The sequence below is a fragment of the Bradyrhizobium sp. WD16 genome (genome assembly GCF_024181725.1).
Lineage (GTDB): Bacteria > Pseudomonadota > Alphaproteobacteria > Rhizobiales > Xanthobacteraceae > Bradyrhizobium_A.
In genome coordinates, this window is the sequence record NZ_CP028908.1 from 921,215 (window position 1) to 944,184 (window position 22,970).

The following is a 22,970-nucleotide window of genomic DNA, read 5'->3' on the forward strand; positions in this document are numbered from 1 at the left end:
GATGACGGAGCCGATCATTGCGCTGCGCGGCGTCCGGCGGGAATTCGTCGCCGGCGAGAGCACCGTGGTGGCGCTCGAGGGCATCGATCTCGCGATCCGCCCCGGCGAAATGGTGGCGATCATGGGGTCGTCGGGCTCCGGCAAGTCGACGCTGCTCAACATCCTCGGCTGCCTCGACCGGCCGAGCTCCGGGAGCTATCGGGTTGCCGGGCGCGAGACTGCCGCACTCGATGCCGATGCGCTCGCCGCGCTGCGGCGCGAGCATTTCGGCTTCATCTTCCAGCGCTATCATCTGCTGCCGGAGCTCACAGCCGCCGGCAACGTCGAGATACCCGCGATCTATGCCGGCCGGCCCAGCCGCGAGCGCAGCGCGCGGGCGAAGGCCCTGCTCGCCCGCCTCGGCATGGACGCACGCGGCGGCCACCGTCCCAACCAGCTCTCGGGCGGCCAGCAGCAGCGCGTTTCGATCGCGCGGGCGCTGATCAACGGCGCCGAAGCGATCCTGGCCGACGAGCCCACCGGCGCGCTCGACCGCCGCAGCGGCGAAGAGGTGCTGCGCATCCTCGACGAGTTGCACGCCGAGGGCCGGACTATCATCATTGTCACCCATGACCCCGAAGTCGCGGCCCGGGCCGAACGCATCATCGAACTGAGCGACGGCGCCATCGTCGCCGATCGCCGGACCGGACGCCCGGCGGCGATCGCGACGCCGCCCACCCGGCCGCAAGCCGGCACGGAAGGACGATGGAGCGCCTATCTCGGCCGGCTGCGCGAGGCCTCGCGCATGGCCCTGCTGTCGATGGCGGCGCATCGGCTGCGCAGCTTCCTGACGATGCTCGGCATCATCATCGGCATCGCCGCGGTATCGTCGGTGGTCGCGCTCGGCAACGCTTCGCAACGCAAGGTGCTGTCGGACATCGCCAACCTCGGCACCAACACAATCGAGGTCTTTCCCGGCAAGGACTTCGGCGATGCGAGGGCGGGCAAGATCAAGACGCTGGTGCTCGACGACGCCCGGGCCCTGGAGCGGCAGAGCTTCATCGCCGGGGTCACGCCGACAGTGTCGACCAGCACGACGTTGCGCTATGCCGCGAGCGAATCCAACGCGCTGGTCAACGGCGTCGGCGAGCAGTATTTCGCCGTCAAAGGCGCCAAGCTGGCGCTTGGCCGGCTGTTCGACGATACGGCCGTGCGCGACATCGATCGTCAGGTCGTGATCGACGACAATACGCGGCAGACCTTCTTCGCCAACGACCCGACAGGCGGCGTCGGACGGGTGATCTGGGTTGGACGGGTGCCCTGCCGCGTCGTCGGCGTCATCGCCCAGCAGCAAGGCGGCTTCGGCTCCAGCCAGAACCTCTCGGTCTATCTGCCCTACACCACCGTCCAGGCCCAATTCATCGGCGACCATTCGCTGCGCAGCGTACTGCTTCGGGTCAGGGACGAGGTCGCCACTTCGCTCGCCGAACAGGCGGTGACCACGCTCTTGACGAGGCGCCACAACACCAAGGATTTCGTCGTCCTCAACACCGACGACATCCGCCGCACCATCACCAGCACCACCCAGACCCTCGCCTTCCTGGTGGCTGCGATCGCCGTCATCTCGCTCGTGGTCGGCGGCATCGGCGTGATGAACATCATGCTGGTGTCGGTCTCCGAGCGGATCGGCGAGATCGGCGTGCGCATGGCGGTCGGGGCGCGACGCGGCGACATCCTGCAGCAGTTCCTGATCGAGGCGACGCTGATCTCGTCGGTCGGCGGCATCGCCGGGATCGTCATCGCCATGCTGCTCGGTCTCGGCCTTAATCTGGCGATCCCGAGTTTCGGCGTCACCTATTCGAGCTTGTCGATTGCCGCCGCCGTCGCCACGTCCACGACGATCGGCATCGTCTTCGGCTATTTCCCGGCGCGCCGCGCCTCGTTCCTCGATCCGGTGGTGGCGCTGAGCCGCGACTGAAGCGTCGTTGGCGTGTGGTGGTGGATGCGGGCGCACGCGCACGCATGACACTTGGACAAGGCTCTTGAACACGGCTCTTGAGCGCGGCTCTCGGGCAATTCGTGGGCGCGGCGCGCGAGACGAATGTCAGCTCCCCACCGGCAGGAGTCTCGCCGACATATTCGACCAGCGGATCGTTCAGCAGCAGCCTGATGGATTTATCGAAGTAGTCACGGTCCGCCGGGTCGACCTTTGCGGCAATCTTGAGCGGAATGCCCGATCGCCTGGCAATGTCGATCGCGCGGTCGGGGCGCTTTCAGGGGACTCGATCAGGTGCGAAGCACGTCGCGGCCCATATACCAAGGGGGGAACGGCATGAAGCTCCTCGGCGGGATTGCAGCGCTAGTGTCCTGTTTCCAACGTTCGTATCCCATTGCAGCAGGCGCTCATACGAACGTTGGAAACAAGGGGACACTAGACTAGTGTGGCGTCTCGCAATTGCCTATGCCCTTTGCGGCAATCCTCTCATAGGCAATTGCGAGACATAAGCCACACTAGCTTTTTGATTTTGCTAGTGTCCCGATGTCTCCGAATTACCGTGCGAGGGTGAGGCAAATGAAGCGGTAATTCGGAGACAGGACACTAGCATCATCATGATTCTAGTGTGGTTTTGGATCTGACGCTCGTTCGAAGAACTCGCTGCAATACTGAAACGAGCGTCAGATCCACCACACTAGTGTGGCGTCTCGCAATTGCCTATGCCCTTCGCGGCAAGCCCCTGGCAATTGCGAGACATAGGCCGCACTAGCTTCCTGACGCGCGCCGGTACGCGCCACGCACGGGCCGATCGGATCGCGTCGATTGCATAAGGAAGTTCGGGGCGGCGACTGGAGGTGGCCGCCGCCCCTTCGGCCGATCAGGCTGCTTTCGATTTCGCGACGTGGGTCGCGATCGCGTCCATCAGCGCCGGCGACAGGCAGTCATAGGGCTCGAGCCCCAGTTCCTTCAGGCGAGCCCTGATTCCGGCCATATCCGCCGGATTGACACCGGACTCGATCACCGACGAGACGAAGGCGGCGAAGCCGGGGGCGGCCGAACCGGTCTCGACGAACAGTTCCGGGTGGATGAAATCCAGGCCGTAGAACGGGTGGGACTTGTTTTCGATCCGGCCGTACATGTGCGTGCCGCAGACGCTGCAGGCATGGCGCTGGATCGCGGCGGACGGGTCGACAATCTTCAGCTTGTCGCCGTTCTCCACCACCTTGACGCTGTCGCGCGGCACCACCGCGACGACCGAGAAGGTCGCGCCTTCCGGCTTCCAGCACTTGGTGCAGCCGCAGGCGTGGTTATGGGCGACGTCGCCGGTGATCTGGACCTTCACCGGCCTGTCCTTGCATTTGCAGACCAGCGTGCCGCCGGCAAAGCTGCCGGTGCCCTTGCGTACGCCACTATCGACCGACGGATGAATATGAACAGTCATGGGCCGTTTCCTCCTGGGGTTGACGTTGTTGTCCTGCGAGTGCCGGAGCGCGATAGCTTCGAGATCAGTCGCCATCGCGCTCCAGCCTGTTGATCGGGCATGATCTGATCGGAAGACAGCTAACTCGCTGTTCCGGATCATGCTCCAGCGGTCAGAAGACGACGACGGAGCGGATCGACTTGCCCTCGTGCATCAGGTCGAAGCCCTTGTTGATCTCCTCGAGCTTGAGGATGTGGGTGATCATCGGGTCGATCTCGATCTTGCCGTTCATGTACCAGTCGACGATCTTGGGCACGTCGGTCCGGCCGCGGGCGCCGCCGAACGCCGTGCCCTTCCACACCCGCCCGGTGACCAGCTGGAACGGCCGTGTCGAGATTTCCTTGCCGGCCTCGGCGACGCCGATGACGACCGACGTGCCCCAGCCGCGGTGGCAGGCCTCCAGCGCCTGGCGCATCACCGTGGTGTTGCCGGTGCAGTCGAAGGTGAAGTCGGCGCCGCCGTCGGTCAGCGCCACGAGGTGCTGGACGATGTCGGTGTCGATCTTCTTGGGGTTGACGAAATGGGTCATGCCGAAGCGGCGGCCCCATTCCTCCTTGTCGTCATTAAGGTCGACGCCGATGATCTTGTCGGCCCCGACCATCCGCGCGCCCTGGAGGACGTTGAGGCCGATGCCGCCGAGGCCGAACACCACCACGTTGGCGCCCGGCCAGACCTTGGCGGTATTGACCACGGCGCCGACGCCGGTGGTGACGCCGCAGCCGATATAGCAGGCCTTGTCGAACGGCGCGTCCTCGCGGATCTTGGCCACCGCGATTTCCGGCAGCACGGTGTGATTGGCGAAGGTCGAGCAGCCCATGTAGTGGTAGATCGGCTTGCCCTTGTAGCTGAAGCGCGAGGTGCCGTCGGGCATGACGCCCTTGCCCTGGGTGGCGCGGATCGAGGTGCACAGATTGGTCATGCGGCTAAGGCAGCTTTTGCACTGCCGGCATTCCGGCGTGTAGAGCGGAATGACGTGGTCGCCCGGCTTGACCGAGGTGACCCCGGCGCCGACCTCGCGGACGATGCCGGCGCCCTCATGGCCGAGAATGGACGGGAAGATGCCTTCGCTGTCGAGGCCGTCCAGGGTGTAGGCGTCGGTGTGGCAGATGCCGGTGGCCATGATCTCGACCAGGACTTCGCCGGCCTTGGGCCCCTCCAGGTCGACCTCGACGATCTCGAGCGGTTTCTTCGCCTCGAAGGCGACGGCGGCGCGGGTCTTCATCCTAAACTCCAGTTTTGCATTTCAACTATCGTTTGCCAGTTCGACTCTCGAACGAGGGGGGAGAAACCAAGGGGTGAGAATCGCCGGTCCGTTTTAGGGCCTTTTTCGCCGCGCGTGAATCGGAGCGACGGCTCCGACTTCCTGATTGGCGCTAGTTCCTCGAGCGAAGCGCGTCCGCTTCGCGTGACGACGTTCAATGCCCCATGCAGCTCGTTTCCGCCTTGGTATAGGCCTCCGGTTTGTCTTCGTGCTTGGCCGGGCGGACGCGGCCGACCGCGTCATTGGCCCGGGCCCGCAGGTAGATGTAGATGTCGTCCAGATAGCAGACCACGTTCGCATTTTCGCCGAATGCCGGCATGACGTTTTCCTGGGACGACGACACGTTCTTGCGGCCGGTGGCGACGACGTTGAGGAAGTCGCCGTAACTGAGATTGTTGAGCGAGTCTTTCAAGGCCGGAGCGTAGGTCGAGCCCATGCCGTCCGGGCCGTGACAGACGTGGCATTCGGAGTGATAGCGGCGATAGCCGGAATAGGTGTACCAGTCGACGGTGCCGTCAGCAGCCACGTTGAAGGTCGGATCGCCATCCTTCGCGAAGTATTTTCCGTCTTCCGACTTCACGGCTTTCGGATCACCGCTGCCGTCGGCATGAGCAATCCCTCCGAACGCCACGACAGCAATCACTGCACCCAAGAAAATGGCTCGCACGCGCTTCATCCCCGATGTTTGTATTCGGTTTTCTTGACGCCCGGCTTGAAAGGACGAGCCTGGCGCATTCGTGAATGTCCCGGCGCGAAGGTTTTCGCGCCGGGACATGTCGTTGTCAGCTTCGCGGCAGCGTGAACACGGTGAGCGTACCACCGAGCGCGGTGTAGCTGCTCAGGGCGGCATAGCCGCCGACCGCGCCCAGACCCGCCGTCGGATCGGTCAGCCCCGCAGCGAGGCCGATGCCGGCCCAGCCGCCGACGCCGGACAGAACCGCCACGTACTGCTGGCCGCCATGTTCATAGGTCGTGACGTTGCCGATGATGCCCGACGGGGTCTTGAACTTGTACAGTTCCTTGCCCGTCTTGGCGTCGACCGCCTTCAGGTAGCCCTCGAGCGTGCCGTAGAACACCACGCCACCGGCGGTGGCGAGCGCACCCGACCACACCGAGAACTGCTCCTTGTTCGACCACACGATCTTGCCGGTCTTGCCGTCCCAGGCGATGAAGTTGCCCATGTTGGTTTCGCCGGCAGGCGGATACATCGAGAGCGTGGCGCCGACATAGGGCTGGCCCGCGCTGTAGCTCACCTTGAACGGCTCGTAGTCCATGCAGACGTGGTTGGTCGGCACGTAGAACAGCTGCGTCTCCGGCGAATAGGCCGCCGGCTGCTCGTCCTTGGAGCCGAGCGCCGCCGGGCAGATGCCCTTGACGTTGTGATCCTCGCCGGCCTTGTCGGTCGAGTACTGGTCGACGACCTTCGGCCGGCCGTAGGTCGGCGAGCTCTTGTTCATGTCGACGCCGGTCGTCCAGTTGACCTTCGGATCGTACTTCTCGGCGACCAGCAGTTCGCCGTTGGTGCGGTCGAGGGTATAGCCGAGACCGTTGCGGTCGAAATGGGTCAACAGCTTGCGCGGCGTGCCGTTGATCGTCTGATCGGTGAGGATCATCTCGTTGACGCCGTCATAGTCCCATTCGTCATGGGGGGTCATCTGGTAGACCCACTTGGCGACGCCGGTGTCAGGATCACGGGCGAAGATGGTCATCGACCACTTGTTGTCACCCGGACGCTGCTTCGGATTCCAGGTCGAGGGGTTGCCCGAACCGTAATAGACGAGGTTCAGAGCCGGATCGTAGGACAGCCAGCCCCAGGTGCAGCCGCCGCCGATCTTCCACTGATCGCCCTGCCAGGTCTTCAGGCTCGAGTCCTTGCCGACCGGCTTGCCGAGCACAGTGGTCTTTTCCGGATCGAGCTTGATCTGGTCGTCCGGGCCTTCGGAGAAGGCGCGCCAGGCCTGCTTGCCGGTCTTGAGGTCGTAGGCGGTGACGTGGCACTGCACGCCGAACTCGCCGCCGGAGATGCCGACCAGGACCTTGTCCTTGACCACCAGCGGCGCCGAGGTGCCGGTCCCGCCCTTGCTGGGATCGCCGTTCTTGGTGCTCCAGGCCACCTTGCCGGTCTTGGCGTCGAGCGCCACCAGCGTGGTGTCGGCCTGGTGCAGGATGATCAGGCCGTCGCCATAGGCGAGGCCGCGGTTGACGGTGTCGCAGCACATCACCGGAATGACGTTGGGATCCTGCTTGGGCTCGTAGTGCCAGATGATCTTGTTCTCGTTCTTGAGGTCGAGAGCATAGACCTTGTTGGGGAACGGCGTGTGGACGTACATCACGTCGCCGATGATCAGCGGGCCGCCTTCGTGGCCGCGCAACACGCCGGTCGAGAAGGTCCAGGCCACCTGGAGCTTGCCGACATTGGCGGGCGTGATCTGCTTGAGCTTCGAGTAGCGCGTATTGGCGTAATCGCCGGCCGGCATGACCCAACCCTTCGGGTCCTGCGACATCTTATTCAGCTCGTCGTTGGCACGAGCCGCGCCTGCGGCCATCAAGGCCGTGACGCTCAGGCAAGTCATCAGCATCACCTTGCGCATAGCGAATCCTTCCCGAGTTTTTTCTCTGTCTGGCTGTCAACCATCGAATTGTCGCTGGGCTACCCCGGTCCAGCGTCAGCTCTTGTGCGGGAGAATTGTTGCGACCGCCGGTCACGGCTTTTTGGCGCCGGATCACCTGGTCTGGGTCTCCCTCAACAGTCGGTAGACTTGGGACGTTGTCCCCCGCAGATCCCTCCTCCCGATTGCACTCTCTGGGTCACCGCCCGAGACGACCCACGTGTTCCATTTTGATCTGGAATCCCTAACCGGTCCGGCGCCGGGAGACTTGCCCAAGAGGGAAACCGACTTGTTCCTGAGCGAAACGAGACTGACTTTTTATTCCGCAGCTTCACCCGGCAGTATTTCCGGGTTGATTTCGCACCTGCGATAGCGCGTGTGCCGATGCACAACTCCACCGGTTTCCGGCAACGAAGGTTCCGCTTGACGGAAGGCGAACTAAATTGGAGGATTTAACAAAGAAGGTACCGGAGGAACGCTGCTCGACACACCCCTTGGGCTCCAGCGACCCGCATTGAACTGTAGGCAAGCGCCACCTTGCCACCGGTGTCGTTCCAATACCGGTGTCTCCCAAAATTGGCGTCTCTCCAACACCGTTGTCTTTGCGATGGTCTCTCAGCGCCCGTTTCGCGCGGTGGTGTCTCCGCAAGTGGTATCGCAACACTGGTTGTATCGGTAACCGATATCGCGCCTCGCGGCGGATAGCTGGGTTTCGGTCTCGCGTCACTCATGTGGTTGGTTCATGTCCAATAGCCTTCGTTCGCTGAGCACCACTGGATTGACGCCCAAGACGCAGGTTCAGTACTGGACCGATGCGCTGACCGAGCTTTGCGGGAAATTCGACGTTGATCCCCTGGGAGCGTCCTCACTCGAGGGCCACATCAACTACACGACGGTGTCGCGGCTGAAGCTCTGCCAGATCGAGGCCAGCCAGCACCGCATTGCCCTTCCCAACTCGCGGGTCAGGAAGGCGGAGCATCCCTTCGTCAAGGTCCTGTTCCAGACCTACGGAATATCCCATTTCGAGCAGGATGGGCGCCGCATCGAGCTCATGCCCGGCGATTGTCTCGCCTATGACGTTTCCGGCCCCCATACGATCATCAGCCCGTCGCTGACGCGGCACGAGGTCGTCATCGTGCCGACGGAATTGCTCGAGGAGCGCGGCTTCCATTCGGCGAAGATGCCGGTGTGCAAGGTCTCGGCCCGGACCGGCACCGGCCGGATCGTCCATGACTTTGTCCACGCGGCCTTCGGCGAAGCGCCAAGACTGTCGCCGTCCACCGCGACCAGCCTCGCCGACACCCTGATCGATCTACTGCTCCTGCCTCTTCGCGAGGTCGGGACGATGTCCGATCGCAGCGGTCCAGCCGCCCTGTATCTCAAGGCCCAGGCGTTCATCCGCGACCACCTGCGCGACCCGGAGCTGAGCATCGAGCAGATTTCGGCCGCGCTGGGCTGCAGCAAGCGCTATCTGCACATGATCTTCAGCGACCGCGGCATGACCGTCAGCGACTATATCTGGCAGGCACGGCTGCAGAACTGCCGTCAGGAGCTTGAGGACGCCCAGGGCAAGACCATCACCGACGTCGCGTTCTCGTGGGGCTTTTCCAGCTCGTCGCACTTCAGCCGCGTCTTCCGGCGGTACTTCGGCGTCTCGCCGTCGTCCATCCTCAAGGTGCAGCACCAGCATCATCTCGCCCCGGATGCCTTGATGAAGCAATCGGTCCGGACCTTCAGGTTTCCCAGCGCATAGTTTGGGCGCGGCGCGCTTCTGGCCGCCACGCTGCCCGGCCGATGTCCGTCCGACATCCTCGATGCGGGCGTTCGTCGACAGGCGCGAAGATCGTCGCGTGATGCGACCGACGATCAACCTGGCTCGCCCCTTGCCACGTCTCGCAACGGCGCTCTACTGAGTTCGTTGGCCGCAGCGATCGTCTTCCGCAGAAGCCGCAGGAACTGCTCTGCTTCCTTTTCGGTCAGGCCGCGCAGCATGATCCGCTGCGCGGCCTCGACCGCCGGCACTATCCTGCGAAGAGTTCGCCCGCCCTCAACGGTGAGCCGCAATTCGCGGGCGCGCCTGTCCCGGCTGCTCGGGTGGCGGACCATCAAGCCCTTCTGCACCAAGCGGTCGACGACCCCGGTAATCGTCGTTCGATCATAGGCAATCAATCCGGCCAGCGTCACTTGATCAATTCCCGGGCTCGCGCCGACGGCCGAGAGAGCCGCGTATTGCACGGGGGTGAGGTCAAATCCTGCCTCCTCGACCTCGTTGACGAACACAGCCACCGCGATCTGCTGAAAGCGGCGCGCCAGATGGCCGGGCATCTCATTGTTGTCTCTTACCACACCGCTATCTTTCACCGCGCCCTCCTCAACAATCGGGTTGACTAGTATACTGATGATCAGCATGCTGAGTAAATACCCGGGAGCGCGATCGCTCCGCCCCCGGACAGTCCGGCACGGAGGCGTCTGATGCAGTTCCACCTCAACGGCTTCGAGCCGGGCGATCCGGAAATCGTCGATCCGACCGAGCGGCATTCGCCGCCGGGGGCATCCGGCACCGTTCCGGAAGAGGTCGATGTCCTGATCGTCGGTTGCGGGCCGGCGGGTTTGACCCTGGCGGCGCAGCTTGCTGCCTTCCCTGACATCAAGACCTGCATCGTGGACCAGAAGGCTGGCCGATTGCTCCGCGGCCAGGCCGACGGCATCGCCTGCCGCACGATGGAGATGTTCCACGCCTTCGACTTCAGCGAGCGCGTGCTGAAGGAGGCCTATTGGGTCAACGAGACGACGTTCTGGAAACCGGACGACACCTCCTGTGAGAAGATCGTCCGCAGCGGCAGGGTCCAGGACGTCGAGGACGGGCTCTCGGAATTCCCGCACGTCATTTTGAATCAGGCCCGGGTGCATGACTTCTTCCTCGACCACATGCGCAGATCGGCGGCCAAACTCGAGCCGTACTATGCACGGCGCGCGCTCGAGGTTCGGGCCGACGCGACCGCGGCCGGTGCCGACGGCTCCTCCCGCCCGGTGACCGTCAGGCTCGAGCGCCTCGACCCCTCGCACGAGGGACAGATCGAGACAGTCCGGGCCCGCTTCGTCATCGGCTGCGACGGCGCCCGCAGCACTGTACGCAAATCCATCGGGCGCGTTCTCCACGGCGATTCCGCCAACCATGCCTGGGGAGTGATGGACGTCCTGGCTGTCACCGATTTTCCGGACATTCGCCTGAAATCGCTGATCCAATCCTCGACCGAGGGCAGCATCATCGTCATCCCGAGGGAAGGCGGCTATCTTGTTCGGCTATATGTTGAACTCGCTGCTCTCGACGTGGGCGAGAGGGTCTCCAGCCGCAACGTCACTGTCGATGATCTGATCGCGAAGGCGCAGCGAATTCTCAACCCGTATACGCTCGAGGTGAAAGACATCGCATGGTGGTCCGTTTACGAGATCGGCCAGCGGCTATGCGACAAATTCGACGACGTCCCGGCCGACGAGACCCAGACGCACCTGCCCCGCGTGTTCATAGCCGGCGATGCCTGCCACACCCATAGCCCGAAAGCCGGCCAGGGCATGAACGTATCCATGCAGGATGCCTTCAACCTGGCGTGGAAGCTCGCTTCGGTTCTCCGGAAGCAGTGCGCTCCTCGCCTCCTGCAGACATACTCCGCGGAACGCCAGGCCATTGCGAAGGAGCTGATCGATTTCGACCGAGAATGGGCCGCGATCCTGGCATCCGCGAACAGCGGAGAAGGTGACGGGTTCGATCCCGCCAGGACCCAGAATTATTTCGTCAGACACGGGCGCTACACCGCGGGAACTGCGACGCAGTATCGTCCGTCGATGATCACCGCCGAACCGCGCCATCAGCATCTTGCGACAGGATTCGTCGTCGGCACGCGCCTGCATTCCGCGCCGGTCATCCGTCTCGCGGACGCCAGGCCGGTTCACCTCGGCCATGCCGTCAAGGCTGATGGCCGCTGGCGGATCTTCGCCTTTGCCGGAGCAGAGGATCCGACTGCAGCCAGGTCCGCTATTCACGCCTTGTGCGACTTTCTGGCCGAAGATCCGGACTCTCCCGTCCGGCGGTACACTCCGCGTGCAGAGGACATCGATTCGGTCATCGATGTCCGTGCGGTATTCCAGCAGGGTCATCGCGAGCTCGCCATCGAAGCCCTGCCTTCCTTCCTTCTGCCGCAGAAGGGTCGTTACGGACTTCGCGATTACGAAAAGATCTTCTGCGCCGATCTCGAGGACGGTCGCGACATCTTCAAAATCCGCGGCATCGATCGAGAAGCGGGATGCATGGTCGTCGTCCGGCCGGATCAGTATGTCGCGCATGTTCTCCCGCTCTCGGCTCATGCGCAGCTCGCGGCATTCTTCGACGGCTTCATGTTGCAACGGAACTGAAAGCAGAGCATCGATTACATCCCGGCGCGAGCGTCTCCGTCATGGCCGATCGAGCCGGCGCACTGCGCGGCAGGATGGAGGCCGGCGATCCGCGCCGTTTCCGGCGAGATCCACGGCGTCAATGGCGGGCTGCTGCAGTCGTGCGAGGCAGAGATGCTGGCTGATCCACTGCGGGCGGACGACGAGCAAGAGACCCGCGACAAGGCAGAGTACGCCGCCGGCGGCGAACGCGAGCGGGTAATACTGCGGACCGGCGGCCGCGACGGCGAACGTCGTCGCGGCGGCCGCGCCGTGATGCGCCACGGCAAGGATCGACATGACGCCGCCGATCTGCAGCCGTCCGAACCGATCCAGGCCGATGCGCACGAGGGCCGGCATCGTCGCGGCCGAATCAAGGCCGTAGAGCACGGCGAATTCCGAAAGCTCCCGCAAGCTGAACGAGCTCAGCGGCAGCCACAACAGGAGCACCGCGCGGCCAAAGTAGTAGGCGGCCAGGAGCCGCATTCCTGACAAGCGATCGGCCGCCGCGCCGAAGGCGAGCCCGCCGATCACCGCCGCGATGCCGCTGGCCGCGACTGCGCCGGCGCCCGACGATGCGCTGAGCCCCTCGACACGGCAGATGCTGATCAGGTGATTGCCGACGAGTCCCGTCGATGTGACGCCGCAGACGCATGTCAGGACCAGCAGCAGCCAGAAATTTCCATCCCGCGCCGACGCGGCGACCGACCGCCGCGAGGCGAGAGCCGCATTCCCGACCTGAGCGGAACGGCAACGGTCCGGGATGAAGACGGCGGCACAGGAGATGGCGGCGACGACCACGACCGCCATCGTCGAGATCACCGCCACCCGCCCAAGGCTTTCGATCAGCACCGCCGAAAGCGGCAGCGCGAGCATCGGCGCCGCGAGCGCGCAGGACAGGAACAAGCCGGAGGCGGTGGCACAGTGCTGCGGATAACGTTCGGCGGTGACGACCGATCCCACCACCATCGGCCCGATGCAACCGCTTGCCCCGATGCCAAGCGCCCAGACCAGCGCCAATTGCCGCGGCTGCAGGTCGACGGCCGACAGCAGGAGCATGCCGAGCAGGACGCACAACACGCTCGCGATCGTTCGGCGCAAGCCGACGCGCGCAATGAGGAAGGCCCCCAAGGGCGCGGCCGCGACCGACAACAGCATCCCGGCCGAGATTCCGCCCAACAGCGTCGCTTCCGACCACTGACGCTCGCGCACGAGCGAGTCGGCAATGACAAGCGGCAGGGCGCTCACGACCGCGCTCGAGGCGGTCGCGCCGGCGCTGGCGATCAGCAGTGCATGCCTCGCCACTCTCCCGCGGCGACGCCCGGCAGCGACACTCATCTCATGTTTCTCAAGAGGCGAGGAAGCGCTTCGACGCTTTCCCCGCCGCGCGAACCTATCGATCAGCCTTGGCGTGGCAGCTCGCAGCGTTGGTTTCGCTCACCAGGTCGATGCCTGGATTGTGGTCGAAGAAGCCGCTCGGCATCAGCTTGAATCCGGTGAAGATGCATGGCTGGACGGGAAAGTCCTCCGGACGGACCTGGTGATGGAGCCCAAAGGTGTGCCAGACTACCAGATCCTGGTCGACCAGCGGCCTGTCCTTCTTGACGAAATCGGCGACCCCGCCCGACCCGTCCGAGTGGTTCATGTATTCGCCGGCGGGATAACGCTCCTCGGGATCGAACGCCGTGACCCACAGCTGATTGCTGGTGAAAGCCGAACGACGGCCGGACGGCGAGTTGGCGGCGACGAAGGGCGTCACGGGATGCGTCGGCTCCAGCTTGTAGGCGGTCGGCAGGCCGACGTGGTTCTTGCGCTCGGCGCTTGCGATCCTCCACGCGCGATGGGTTTCCAGATTCGCCCGCCGACCGGCCGCGAGCTCCGAGCGCAGCACCGTCTCCTCCTCGTAGAAGGCGTTGCCATAAGGATTGTCCGGCCCTTCCGGCGCGGCATAGGTGTTCAGTTCGACAACCCTGTTGCGGTCACCGTCGACGCTCATGTCCAGCCGGGCGCAGAAGATATGCTGGTGAATGTGCCCGAGAACGCCCGGCGAGACCTCCTTGCCATAACGACCGGGCTTCCCGGGATGGCAGGCGGTCGTATTGATGACGCCGGTCGCCTTCAGCTCCAGCTCGATCGAGCCGTCCGTGTGGAAATACCAGAAGATGCCGTACTCGTAGTTGGCGACCGTGCAGATGCAGGAGACGACGAACCTGCGGGCCCGGCGGGATTCGACGCGATCGGTGCGAAAATCCCAGTGCTTCCAGAGAAGCCCTGCGTCCTCTTCATGGATGCAGACGGCGTTCTCGATCGTGACGACATCGCCATTCATCGTGGCAAGGTTGGCATCGAGATACTGGATCGCCCCGAGACAATCGCAACCGAGCTTGAGCGAGTTTGCCAGCTTGCCGATTCCATACTCGCCGATGTCGAAGACATTCTTGCGGAAATGACCGAGATCCGGCGTACCGTATGGCACCACCATCTCGACCAGCGATGCACGATACATCACCGGCCTTCCGTCGTAACTGATGTCGTGAAGCGTCAAGCCCTCGCGAGAGTTGAAGCCGATGCGAAAAGCCCACTTGTCCCAGCTGACCTGATGGCCATTGAGCTTGAACGAAACCCCCTCCGGCTGGACAACATTGAGCGGCTTGTAAGGCTGACGGGGCTTGTCGATGAACTGGGCCTCGTAGTTGCCCCCCTTCTTCGGTATCGGAATGATCTCGTGATCGTCGACGCGCAGCACCTCGCCGGTCTTGATGTCGACGATTGCGTTCAGCCCGCCGATCGGATGGGCGTAGAAGTTTTCGTTCTCCCCGAGGCGCAGCCACGCGAAGACGTGGGCAAGGTATCGGCCTTCTTCGTCCGGAATGTCGAAATTCCCGGCGGACCATGGGTCGATGCAAACGCTCTCCATGTCATCGATACCGCGACGCTTGCAGGCGGCGATGAAGTCCGGCGACCGCCTGACCGCTTCCTCGATGGTCGTGAACTGTTCGAGCTGGATCATCGGCTTCGCGGAGGCGATATAGTCCGACTTGAGGACTTTCTTCTCGTCCAACGACACGATGAGGCGCCAGACGCCGTCGCGTTCGATCTGGAAAAGATTGGCGCGCGCCTGCCTGGGAACGGGATCACCCTGCCGGAACGAGCGCACGATCTCCTTGGCGGGCTCGTAGAGTTCGACGGTCTCGAAGCAGAATCCCGCGCCGAAATTGGCATCAGCCCGCACGATCCGGAAAACCTCGAGAAGCTCTTCCCTGGAGAGCGGGTCCAGAGGGTGCGGCGCGCCGCTGACCTTGTCCGGGTTACCACAATGACATGCAGCGCCATCATCAGTCGTTTTTCCGGTGTTCATAGAACGATCCCTTCTGGTTGGTCCGACGATCTCATCGTGAAATTGCACAAATTGCAGTTCCTGGCGGCGCGCCCACCCGCCGGCGATCGGCTCGACCGCGGGTCAGCGCCACTGCTTCTCTTCCGCCGTCCAGGCCGAGCCGGGCAGCTTCCCAGGCTTGGCAAAGGCCGACACCACGTTGGCGAGCAGCCGCGACACGTTGTTGTCGAAATCGTTGAAGGGCAGCGACTGGCTGAAGGCGATCGAGCCTGTCGAGAACACCGCGCCGTGCTCGGGAGTCGTGAAATAGACCATGTCGGCGCGCACCCGATAATCGTGAGAGCCGGACAGGCCGGGATAGGGATAGAGCACTTCCTCGACCACGGTCTGGTAATTGTCGCTGTGACCTCCCGACGACGCGACGATCAGCGCATGCGGCGGCGTGCCCAGCGTCAGGTCATAACGATCGAGTTCCAGTCCGCCGGCCGCTCCCTGGGCGAGGCCGAAATCGCCGATGATCTCGCCCTCGATCCCCTCGAACATCCATCCTGCGCGGCGATGCCAGCTGTCGGGCATGCGGCGGAACGGCCGCGCCGAGTCGAACCCCTCGGATATGAAGCCGATGCCGAACACTTTCTGCGGTGGACGGCCGAGATCCTTCCACAGCCCGCTCTTCTGACCGGTGGTGGCGAGATAATACTCGCCGGGGCGGGCCTGCCAGGCGCGCATGCCCGAGTTTAGCTTGCGGACCTCGATGCACCAGGGATCGTCGGGGTGATAGCCGATATTCCAGTAGTAGCCGTTGCCGCCGAGATAGAGAAAGCGGCCGCCCGACCCGATGTAGTCTTCGACGGCATCGAGAATGGGCTCCGAGACGTATTCCGGATGGGTGCCGCTGAGCACGACGCGGTAGGGCTCGAGCAGCGCCACGCCCTCGCGGTTGAGATCCTCGTCGGTCACGACGTCATAGCTGTAGCCCATGTGCTCGAGCCAGGCGATGATCGACAAATCCGCGGGGAATTGCCAGGTCACCCCCATCGACGACATCCGGGCCTTGGGTCGCATGTTGAGGATCGGCCTGCGATAGGTGCTGTAGCACACCCCCGCCCCATCGCTGTGGTGATCGTAGAGCGAGAGGCCGAACTCCGCCGTCTGATAGAGCTCGACGTCGGTCTCCGAGACGATCGGCGACTGGCCGGCCAGCGGCTGCATGATCTCGGCGTCGAAGCTGAGATGTTCATTGGCATAGGCGAGATAGCTGGCGGTGGGCACCAGGAACAGGATCGGCGCGGTCGGCCGCTCCGGCCGGACGAAGAACACGATGTATTCCTCGCGCAGCCCCCGACCATCGCCGACCCGCAGCCGGAACGCATATGCGCCGCTACGCAGCTTCGGGAGCTTCAGGCGCTTGGTCAGCTCCCACTTGCAGTCGATGATCGCGTCGTCGTGGAACTCGATGCCGCCGTACTGGTGCGGAGCGAGACGATAGCAATCGTCACGCCCGGCCCAGTTGAATCCGGTCTGGCCGCGCACCGGACGATTGTAGCCCGCGGCATGCAGCGCATAAGGGCCGGCGTCGACCACCCGGTCGCCGATGCCGGTTGCCGTGTAGCCGAGCGAGGTGTCCCAGAACGCGACCTGACCGCTCGCCGGCGGCACGCCGCTGGCGCAAAACTGGTCGAGCTCGGCGCGCGACAGCACGCGGTCGAAAACTGCGGGACGATCGAGCTTTCCATTGAAGCATTGCGTGACGAAGTGGCCACGCAACGTATGGAAGTCCTGTGCCCCCGCCATGATGAACGGCAACTCGGGGGGATTGTGCGGGCGGAAGCGCAGGCTCTCGCGGACGTGCGAGCGGAAATCCACATTGGCGACCTTGCTGAGCAGGCCGTTGTAGCGGTTCGAGACGCCCTCCTGATAGAGCGTCGCGACGCCGGTGCGGGCGTCGAAGCTCGCCGCGACGAAGTACCAGTTGCTCTTGAGCAGTGGCACCTCGCCGTCGAGGTAGTCGACTTCGCTGCCGTCGCCATAGCCGAATTCGAGCAGGCCGTCGGGATTGAGCCACAGGCCGTAGCCGCGATTGCCGAATGCGTCCCAGCGTCCCATCAGGCACTGGCGCATGCCGCCGCCAGGACGGTTTGGAAAGACGAAGGTCGCAAGCGTGAAACTGCCGTTCAGGGCGAGCCGACCGTCGGGATCCGCCACCGTCAGGAACGAGCCGACCTGGGTGTATTGCTTGCGAACCGGCCATTGTCCGTTCAGTTCGCAGTCCACCACCTCCTCACGATAGCCGGGCCCGGCCGGATGGGAATCGCCGTGGATCAGGCGCACGAGCTGGGCGTCGACGGACCTGGTGCCGTCAGCATGAACGTAGAATTCGATATCGTCGCCGGGCTTGACCGAAATCTTGTCGGCATACCCAAAGATCTTCTGCTCGGCCATACGTCGTAAATCTCTTCTTCAAAGGTGGTGATGCGAACGGATCAGCTTTCCAGCAGGTCCTGGACCCGGCGCAGGAACAGCGCGTGGTAGGCTTCGTCCGGGGTGCCATAGAGACGGTCCTCGACCACCCGCGGGGCGGTGCCGCGATGCCCGGACAGCGCGACGATGCGATAGGCCTTGAACTCCTCGATCACCATGATCGCGTATTTGTCGACCTGACCCTGCCGCCGGAAATAGATCAGCAGTCGCTCGAGCGGTTCGCTGTGCTGTCCGAGGGGGCGCATCCGGTGCTCCTCGATCACCGCATCGCTGACCAGGCGCTTGAGGAAGTCGCGCTGCATCTTGTCGAAGCGGCGGAAGAAGATCTGGTCCTTGTCCTCGGTCTCGGTCGCTTCTTCGGGTAGCATCTCTCCGCCTTTCTCCGATCGTGTGGCCCGCCGCTCGCTCTTCTTCTTGTCACGCCAGGTGCGGAACTGCTGCTTGATGCCGAACAGGCCGTCGCGCAGAAACAGGACGACCGCGAGCATGATCGCCCCGATCAGGATGAAGCGCAGCGGCCCGAGGTCGATCAGTATCCGGTCGATGAAGACGACGATCGCCGTTCCCGCGACCGCGCCTTCCGCGCGCCCAATTCCCCCGATCACCAGCATCGCCAGCGACAGCAGCAGCGTGTCGAAGGAGAACAGGTTGGGCGACGCGCCGCCGAAATGGGTCGCGTAGAATCCACCGATGAAGCCGAGGGCGGTCGACGAGATCAGGAAGACCTGGATGCGCGCCCGGATGTAATCGACCCCGCAGGCCTGCGCGAAGGCCTCGCGCTTTTCCGGCGCCATGCGCAGGACGCGCCCCAGTCTCTTGCCATCGATGAAGCGGTAGATGACCAGCGCCAGCACCATGAGCGCGAGCGCCGCGTAATAGCCCAGCAATAGGCGATGCGACTGCGCGAGGCCAGCAGGAAGATAGCTCGGCGCGCCGTAGAGTCCGCCGGTAGCGGAACCGAATTCACGCGACTGGACGACGTAGACGCGGCACAGCTCGACCACTCCGAGCGTCAGGAGCGCGTAATAGAAGCCGTCGAGCCTCATCGCCGGCAGCGCGATGACCATTCCGAAGGCGAGCCCGATCAGCGAGCCGAGCAGCGGCAGCATCCACCACGGAAGGCCGAGCCGGATCGCGAGATAGGTCGTGCCGTAGGCGGCGGCGCCGACGACGGCATAGGTGGCAAGCGAGAAGATGCCGGCCGTCCCGATGATCAGCATCCAGCACAGATTCACCGCCGAATAGATCGCGAAGACCGCGGCGGCGCTCATCACCGTATTCCAGGCGCCGGCGGGCGCGAACAGAGGCGCGAGCAGCAGGGCGACGAAGGCCAGGGCCCACCAGATCGGCCGCTTGTCGACGATAGTCTTTTCGCGGCGCATCGTCTTCGGATTGTATTCGCCGCGGACGTTCAGCACGCGGCGCCGCGTCGGCCAGTAGCGCACGCGCGACCACAGCCGGGCGCCGTGCCCCGGCCATTTGTGGTAGTAGCGCAGCCGTCCGACGGGGTGCATGCGCGGCCGGAACTGTCGCGTCTCGTCCCAGGTGACCTGGTGCGGGAGATGGCGGTTCGTCGGCGCCTCGCGGGCGGGATGCTCCGGATAATGACAGTCCGTCGGATCGATCCAGATCGGCTGGGCGGTATCGGTCATGGTCACGCTTCCCGGGCCTTGTCGAGCAGGCCGGCAATACCGCGTGGCCGGACAAGCAGGACGAGGATGATCAAGAGGAACTGGGTGATAAGGACGTATTGGCCGCCCAGCAGCGTCGAGGTCAGGGCCTCGTTGAAGCCGAGGATGATGGCGCCGAGGACGGCCCCTGGCACGCTGCCGAGGCCGCCGAGCAGCGCAATGCTCAACCCCTTCACCATGGGCGTGATGCCGCTGAAAGGCGCGACATAATATGTCTGCGCGAGCAGCACCGAGGCGAGTCCGGCGAGCGACCCGGTCAACGCCATCACATACAAGCCGGTGTGCCGCACCCCGATGCCGACGATGGAGGCGGCATGCGGGTTCATCATCATCGCGCGGATCTCGAGGCCGCGCCGGCTCGACCGCATCCAGAGCAGGATCAGCGTCAGCAGCACGATGGCGGAGAGCGAGGCGCCGAGCTTGTCCGAGGTCAGGACGACGCCGGCGACATCGATACTCCAGCTGCCGAAGAGCCGCGGCAGCGACTTCGATCGCGGGCCGAAATACCATAGCAGCGTCTGGTTGCCGATCAGGCTGATCGCCAGCGTCGCGATCAAGGCGCGGATCGGAAAGTTCGGCTTGTCGTGGATGGGAATGAAGGCCAGCAGGCAAACGATCAACCCTCCCAGCGCGCCGGTGAGGATCCCCGCTGCCATCACCATGGCCGGATAGGGGCCGATCAGCGCGCTCGCCAGCCACGCGCCGTAGCCGGCGAAGGCGAAGATGAAGCCGTAGGCCATGTTGACGAGGCCGAGGCTGGACCAGGTCAGCGAAATCCCGATGGCGAGCGTGCCGTAGACGCAGGCGAGCGTGATCGCGTTGGAGAGGATGAAACCCCAGTTCATCGGCCATGCTCTCCCATCAGGCTCCGGGAAGCGGACGCTTCGCCCTTCAGTTTGCCGGCATGCATGCCGATGATGCGATCCACCCTGCCCTCCAGCAGCCCGAGATTCTGCTCGGCGATGACCATGGCCGAGTTGCCGAGATCGACCGCCATCAGCGCCTCGACCACCGACTTTCCGATCTTCGGGGCGAGGCCGAGCGAGGGCTCGTCCACCAGGAAAAGATCCGCGTCCGCCATCAGGCCCCGCCCGATCGACACCATGCGTCGCTCACCGCCCGACAGCCGGCCGACCGGCGTGCTCATCAGCCGCTCGAGCGGGGGGAATATCTTGAGGATCCTCCGCTTGCGGCTTGCCCGCTCTTTCCATGCACGCGGCGTATAGGCGCCGCTGTCGAGATGCTCCTCGACAGTGAGGCCGTGGAAGATTTCGTCGCCCTGCGGGATCAGGGCGAGCCCTCGCCTCACGATCTGATGGGTGTAACGGCCGGGCCCCTGGCTCCGGGTCCGACCGACCTCGAAGCCGTTGAGCAGGATCGTGCCGCGCTGCCAGCCGGTCAGGCCGGCGATCGCCTGAAACAGCGTCGACTTGCCGTGGCCGTTGAGGCCGACCAGCCCGATGCGCTCACCGGCGAAGACGGTCAGGTCGAGATCGTGGATCACCCGCATCGGCCCCCAGCCGGCGGACAGACCGCGCACGTCAAGGACAACAGTCCTGTTGGCTGTCTCTTGCATCAATGCGAGCCCTCGGTGCCGTCGAATTCGAAATAGGCGGCCTTCACCCGCGGGTCGACGAGGATGTCGGCAAGCTGCCCATCGGCGATCATCTCGCCGGCATCGAGCACCAGGACCCGGTCGGCGACCGCGGCAAGCAGCTCCATGCGATGCTCGATCAACACGACTGCGATATCGAGCTCCTTGGCGAGAACGCGCATGATCTCGTCGAATTCATCGATCTCGGAATTGATCAGCCCGGCCGCGGGCTCATCCATGAGCAGCACGGAGGGCCGGCGCATCAGCAGGCATGTCATCAGCAGTTTGCGCCGGTTCAGCGTATCGAGCTGATCGGCCATGGTGGCGCCCGAGACACGGAAATCGACCAGCCCGGCCCCCCACTCGGAATCGTCCGGCGTCAGATACGGGCGATACGCCTGGCGCGCCGCTTTAAGCACTTGGGCGACGGTCATGCCGGCGGGCACGACCGGCGTCTGGTACGTCCGGCCGATGCCCAGTCGCGCCCGACGGTGCAGCGGCAGGCCGGTGATATCCCTGCCGCGGTAGCTCACCGAACCCGATTTCGGCGGCATCCGCCCGGACAGCACCTCGAACAGGCTGGTCTTTCCGGCACCGTTCGGCCCGATGACGCCGAGCACCTCGCCGGGCGCGACGGCGAGCGAAATTCTGCGCAGGATCGAGCGGCCGCCGAGATCGAGAGCGATATCGCTGCAGGCGAAGAGGGGTTGAGCTGACATCGGTCCGTGCCGCCCGTCACCACCACGGCGCCTTGCGCAGCGCGCTCTCCTTGAGCACATCAGGGTAGACGATCTTGTGGTCGTTGTTCTGGACCTGGAAGTAGAGCTGGGCCATGCCCTGCTCCAGGTCGCGCGCGCCGATCGCGTCACCGGTGTCGGGATAATGCGCGCATTCCTGATAGGGATTGTTCATGCTCATGTATCCGCAGACGCCGCGATACGGCGTCTTGCGAATCCAATCGCAGACCTCCTGGAATTTGGCGGGATCGCCGACCGCCTCCCAGGCCGCCTTCAGGTAATAGGTCGCGTCATAGCCGCTGCCGGTGTAGCAGAGCCCCATGATACCCGGGAAACGCTTCTTGTATTTCGCGCGGAACGCACTGCCCTTCTCGTCGGCATAGACGCCGAGCACCGTGCTCCAGACGAAGCCCTCCGCGGCCGGGCCGGACAGTTCGAGAAATTCCGGCTGGGACGGACCATATTGCAGATAGACGAGCGCCCCTTTGAGGGGATCGGCGCTGTACTGCTTGACGAAGGCGGCGTATTCGGCGGCAACCCAATGGTCGATCATCACGGCGCCGGCACCGATCTTCTTGATCTCTTGGATCACCGAACCCCAGTCCTGCACCGGATACTGAATGTCGGTGATGCCGGCGAGCTTGAAGTCGCTCTTCGGCAGTGCGGCCTGCAGCGCCTTGGAGATGGTCTGGTTGTAGGCGATCTGCTCCTGCACGATATGGACGCCGTTGTTGAGCGGCTTCCAGGCGCCCTGGTCGCGCATGGCCTTCAGGAACAACGGGAACGTGTAGCCGTAATGGACCTCGGACGGATCGGTCTGGAAGATGTGCGAATACTTGTCGCGATCCTTGGCGACGAGATCGGTCATGTTGCGCTGCGTCAGCCCCCACAGGAACGGCGCCTTGTAACGCGCCGAGACCTCGGCGACCGGCACCGGGGTGAAGACGAAGGCGCAGGACATCGCGTGCACCTTGGCATCGATCAGCTTGTTGATGGCGACCTGCCCGCTTTCGGGAGACAGCGGATCGACATCGACGGCGACCGCCTTGAGCTCGCGCCCGAGCACGCCGCCGGCCGCATTGATCTCCTCGAGGGCCAGGGTCGTGCCGTTGAGATAGTCCTGGTGGTCGGCGACACCGGCCTGTGCGGTTTGCGCCGTCGGCACGCCGATCTGGATCGGATCGGCTGAGGCGGCGCGCGTGCTTGCCGGCACGAACGGGGCGGGAAACGCCGCGGCGGCTACGCCCGTCGACGCCAGATTGAGGACAGTCCTGCGGGTAAGCGGCTTCGTCATGTGGTCCCCTCTTGCTATCGCGCAGGTCGAGCATCTTTAGAACAACAACTTGCGATGGCAGGAAGGATATTGCCGGCCGGGCG

16 protein-coding genes are annotated in these 22,970 nt (G+C 64.1%); 3 read left to right on the top strand and 13 right to left on the bottom strand.

Annotated elements, in window-relative coordinates; genetic code table 11:
* Window position 1: 1 nt before the first annotated feature.
* A complete protein-coding gene (locus DB459_RS04325; RefSeq protein ID WP_253711711.1) occupies window positions 2-1,957 on the top strand; it encodes a MacB family efflux pump subunit in 1,956 nt (651 codons plus the stop codon).
* 895 nt (window positions 1,958-2,852) lie between these two features.
* Here DB459_RS04325 and gfa read toward each other — a convergent pair.
* The 4 genes from gfa to xoxF5 all read right to left on the bottom strand — a co-directional run bounded on the left by gfa (window position 2,853) and on the right by xoxF5 (window position 7,307).
* The gene (gene gfa / locus DB459_RS04335) at window positions 2,853-3,416 is read right to left on the bottom strand and encodes an S-(hydroxymethyl)glutathione synthase (protein WP_253711712.1); all 564 of its coding nucleotides are present in this window, start codon (window positions 3,414-3,416) and stop codon (window positions 2,853-2,855) included.
* Between the two features lie 151 nt (window positions 3,417-3,567).
* A complete protein-coding gene (locus DB459_RS04340; protein ID WP_253711713.1) occupies window positions 3,568-4,677 on the bottom strand; it encodes an S-(hydroxymethyl)glutathione dehydrogenase/class III alcohol dehydrogenase in 1,110 nt (369 codons plus the stop codon).
* 193 nt (window positions 4,678-4,870) lie between these two features.
* Complete coding sequence (locus DB459_RS04345; RefSeq protein WP_253713417.1) at window positions 4,871-5,392, bottom strand: c-type cytochrome, methanol metabolism-related; 522 nt, start codon at window positions 5,390-5,392, stop codon at window positions 4,871-4,873.
* Between the two features lie 106 nt (window positions 5,393-5,498).
* On the bottom strand, window positions 5,499-7,307 hold the full coding sequence (xoxF5, locus tag DB459_RS04350; protein WP_253711714.1) for a lanthanide-dependent methanol dehydrogenase XoxF5: 1,809 nt from the start codon (window positions 7,305-7,307) through the stop codon (window positions 5,499-5,501).
* A 760-nt stretch (window positions 7,308-8,067) separates the two neighbouring features.
* Between xoxF5 and DB459_RS04355 the strand changes: the two genes are divergently transcribed.
* Window positions 8,068-9,078, top strand: a complete 1,011-nt coding sequence (locus tag DB459_RS04355; RefSeq protein ID WP_253711715.1) for a helix-turn-helix domain-containing protein — start codon at window positions 8,068-8,070, stop codon at window positions 9,076-9,078.
* 113 nt (window positions 9,079-9,191) lie between these two features.
* On the opposite strand, the gene DB459_RS04360 is transcribed toward DB459_RS04355, so the two are convergent.
* Window positions 9,192-9,650 carry a MarR family winged helix-turn-helix transcriptional regulator gene (locus tag DB459_RS04360; RefSeq protein WP_253713418.1) on the bottom strand — a complete coding sequence of 153 codons (459 nt, stop codon included), beginning with the start codon at window positions 9,648-9,650 and terminating at the stop codon, window positions 9,192-9,194.
* A 147-nt stretch (window positions 9,651-9,797) separates the two neighbouring features.
* Between DB459_RS04360 and DB459_RS04365 the strand changes: the two genes are divergently transcribed.
* Window positions 9,798-11,735 carry an FAD-binding monooxygenase gene (locus DB459_RS04365; protein ID WP_253711716.1) on the top strand — a complete coding sequence of 646 codons (1,938 nt, stop codon included), beginning with the start codon at window positions 9,798-9,800 and terminating at the stop codon, window positions 11,733-11,735.
* Window positions 11,736-11,774: 39 nt separating this feature from the next.
* Here DB459_RS04365 and DB459_RS04370 read toward each other — a convergent pair whose 3' ends face one another.
* The 8 genes from DB459_RS04370 to DB459_RS04405 all read right to left on the bottom strand — a co-directional run bounded on the left by DB459_RS04370 (window position 11,775) and on the right by DB459_RS04405 (window position 22,887).
* Window positions 11,775-13,091: an MFS transporter gene (locus tag DB459_RS04370; RefSeq protein ID WP_256519305.1), complete on the bottom strand. Its 1,317-nt coding sequence runs from the start codon at window positions 13,089-13,091 to the stop codon at window positions 11,775-11,777.
* 55 nt (window positions 13,092-13,146) lie between these two features.
* On the bottom strand, window positions 13,147-15,111 hold the full coding sequence (locus DB459_RS04375; RefSeq protein ID WP_256519306.1) for a primary-amine oxidase: 1,965 nt from the start codon (window positions 15,109-15,111) through the stop codon (window positions 13,147-13,149).
* 102 nt (window positions 15,112-15,213) lie between these two features.
* Window positions 15,214-17,532, bottom strand: coding sequence for a LamG domain-containing protein (locus DB459_RS04380; protein ID WP_253711718.1), 2,319 nt, complete (start codon window positions 17,530-17,532; stop codon window positions 15,214-15,216).
* Window positions 17,533-17,573: 41 nt separating this feature from the next.
* The gene (locus tag DB459_RS04385; RefSeq protein ID WP_253711719.1) at window positions 17,574-19,223 is read right to left on the bottom strand and encodes a branched-chain amino acid ABC transporter permease; all 1,650 of its coding nucleotides are present in this window, start codon (window positions 19,221-19,223) and stop codon (window positions 17,574-17,576) included.
* Window positions 19,224-19,225: 2 nt separating this feature from the next.
* Window positions 19,226-20,107 (bottom strand): branched-chain amino acid ABC transporter permease, encoded by an 882-nt coding sequence (locus DB459_RS04390; RefSeq protein WP_253711720.1) that lies wholly within the window; start codon window positions 20,105-20,107, stop codon window positions 19,226-19,228.
* The gene (locus DB459_RS04395) at window positions 20,104-20,802 is read right to left on the bottom strand and encodes an ABC transporter ATP-binding protein (RefSeq protein ID WP_253711721.1); all 699 of its coding nucleotides are present in this window, start codon (window positions 20,800-20,802) and stop codon (window positions 20,104-20,106) included. The genes DB459_RS04390 and DB459_RS04395 overlap by 4 nt, the downstream gene beginning before the upstream one ends.
* 35 nt (window positions 20,803-20,837) lie before the next feature.
* Window positions 20,838-21,575 (bottom strand): ABC transporter ATP-binding protein, encoded by a 738-nt coding sequence (locus tag DB459_RS04400; protein WP_253711722.1) that lies wholly within the window; start codon window positions 21,573-21,575, stop codon window positions 20,838-20,840.
* 16 nt (window positions 21,576-21,591) lie between these two features.
* A complete protein-coding gene (locus DB459_RS04405; protein ID WP_253711723.1) occupies window positions 21,592-22,887 on the bottom strand; it encodes an ABC transporter substrate-binding protein in 1,296 nt (431 codons plus the stop codon).
* Window positions 22,888-22,970: the final 83 nt, after the last annotated feature.

What these genes read in the sequence shown, in the direction of transcription:
- DB459_RS04360 (WP_253713418.1), bottom strand. Translation starts at nt 9,650, where the DNA reads ATGCCCGGCCATCTGGCGCGCCGCTTTCAGCAGATCGCGGTGGCTGTG.
- DB459_RS04385 (WP_253711719.1), bottom strand. Translation starts at nt 19,223, where the DNA reads ATGACCGATACCGCCCAGCCGATCTGGATCGATCCGACGGACTGTCAT.
- DB459_RS04325 (WP_253711711.1), top strand. Translation starts at nt 2, where the DNA reads ATGACGGAGCCGATCATTGCGCTGCGCGGCGTCCGGCGGGAATTCGTC.
- DB459_RS04355 (WP_253711715.1), top strand. Translation starts at nt 8,068, where the DNA reads ATGTCCAATAGCCTTCGTTCGCTGAGCACCACTGGATTGACGCCCAAG.
- DB459_RS04390 (WP_253711720.1), bottom strand. Translation starts at nt 20,107, where the DNA reads ATGAACTGGGGTTTCATCCTCTCCAACGCGATCACGCTCGCCTGCGTC.
- DB459_RS04380 (WP_253711718.1), bottom strand. Translation starts at nt 17,532, where the DNA reads ATGGCCGAGCAGAAGATCTTTGGGTATGCCGACAAGATTTCGGTCAAG.
- DB459_RS04370 (WP_256519305.1), bottom strand. Translation starts at nt 13,091, where the DNA reads ATGAGTGTCGCTGCCGGGCGTCGCCGCGGGAGAGTGGCGAGGCATGCA.
- DB459_RS04340 (WP_253711713.1), bottom strand. Translation starts at nt 4,677, where the DNA reads ATGAAGACCCGCGCCGCCGTCGCCTTCGAGGCGAAGAAACCGCTCGAG.
- DB459_RS04365 (WP_253711716.1), top strand. Translation starts at nt 9,798, where the DNA reads ATGCAGTTCCACCTCAACGGCTTCGAGCCGGGCGATCCGGAAATCGTC.
- gfa (WP_253711712.1), bottom strand. Translation starts at nt 3,416, where the DNA reads ATGACTGTTCATATTCATCCGTCGGTCGATAGTGGCGTACGCAAGGGC.
- xoxF5 (WP_253711714.1), bottom strand. Translation starts at nt 7,307, where the DNA reads ATGCGCAAGGTGATGCTGATGACTTGCCTGAGCGTCACGGCCTTGATG.
- DB459_RS04345 (WP_253713417.1), bottom strand. Translation starts at nt 5,392, where the DNA reads ATGAAGCGCGTGCGAGCCATTTTCTTGGGTGCAGTGATTGCTGTCGTG.
- DB459_RS04375 (WP_256519306.1), bottom strand. Translation starts at nt 15,111, where the DNA reads ATGAACACCGGAAAAACGACTGATGATGGCGCTGCATGTCATTGTGGT.
- DB459_RS04405 (WP_253711723.1), bottom strand. Translation starts at nt 22,887, where the DNA reads ATGACGAAGCCGCTTACCCGCAGGACTGTCCTCAATCTGGCGTCGACG.
- DB459_RS04400 (WP_253711722.1), bottom strand. Translation starts at nt 21,575, where the DNA reads ATGTCAGCTCAACCCCTCTTCGCCTGCAGCGATATCGCTCTCGATCTC.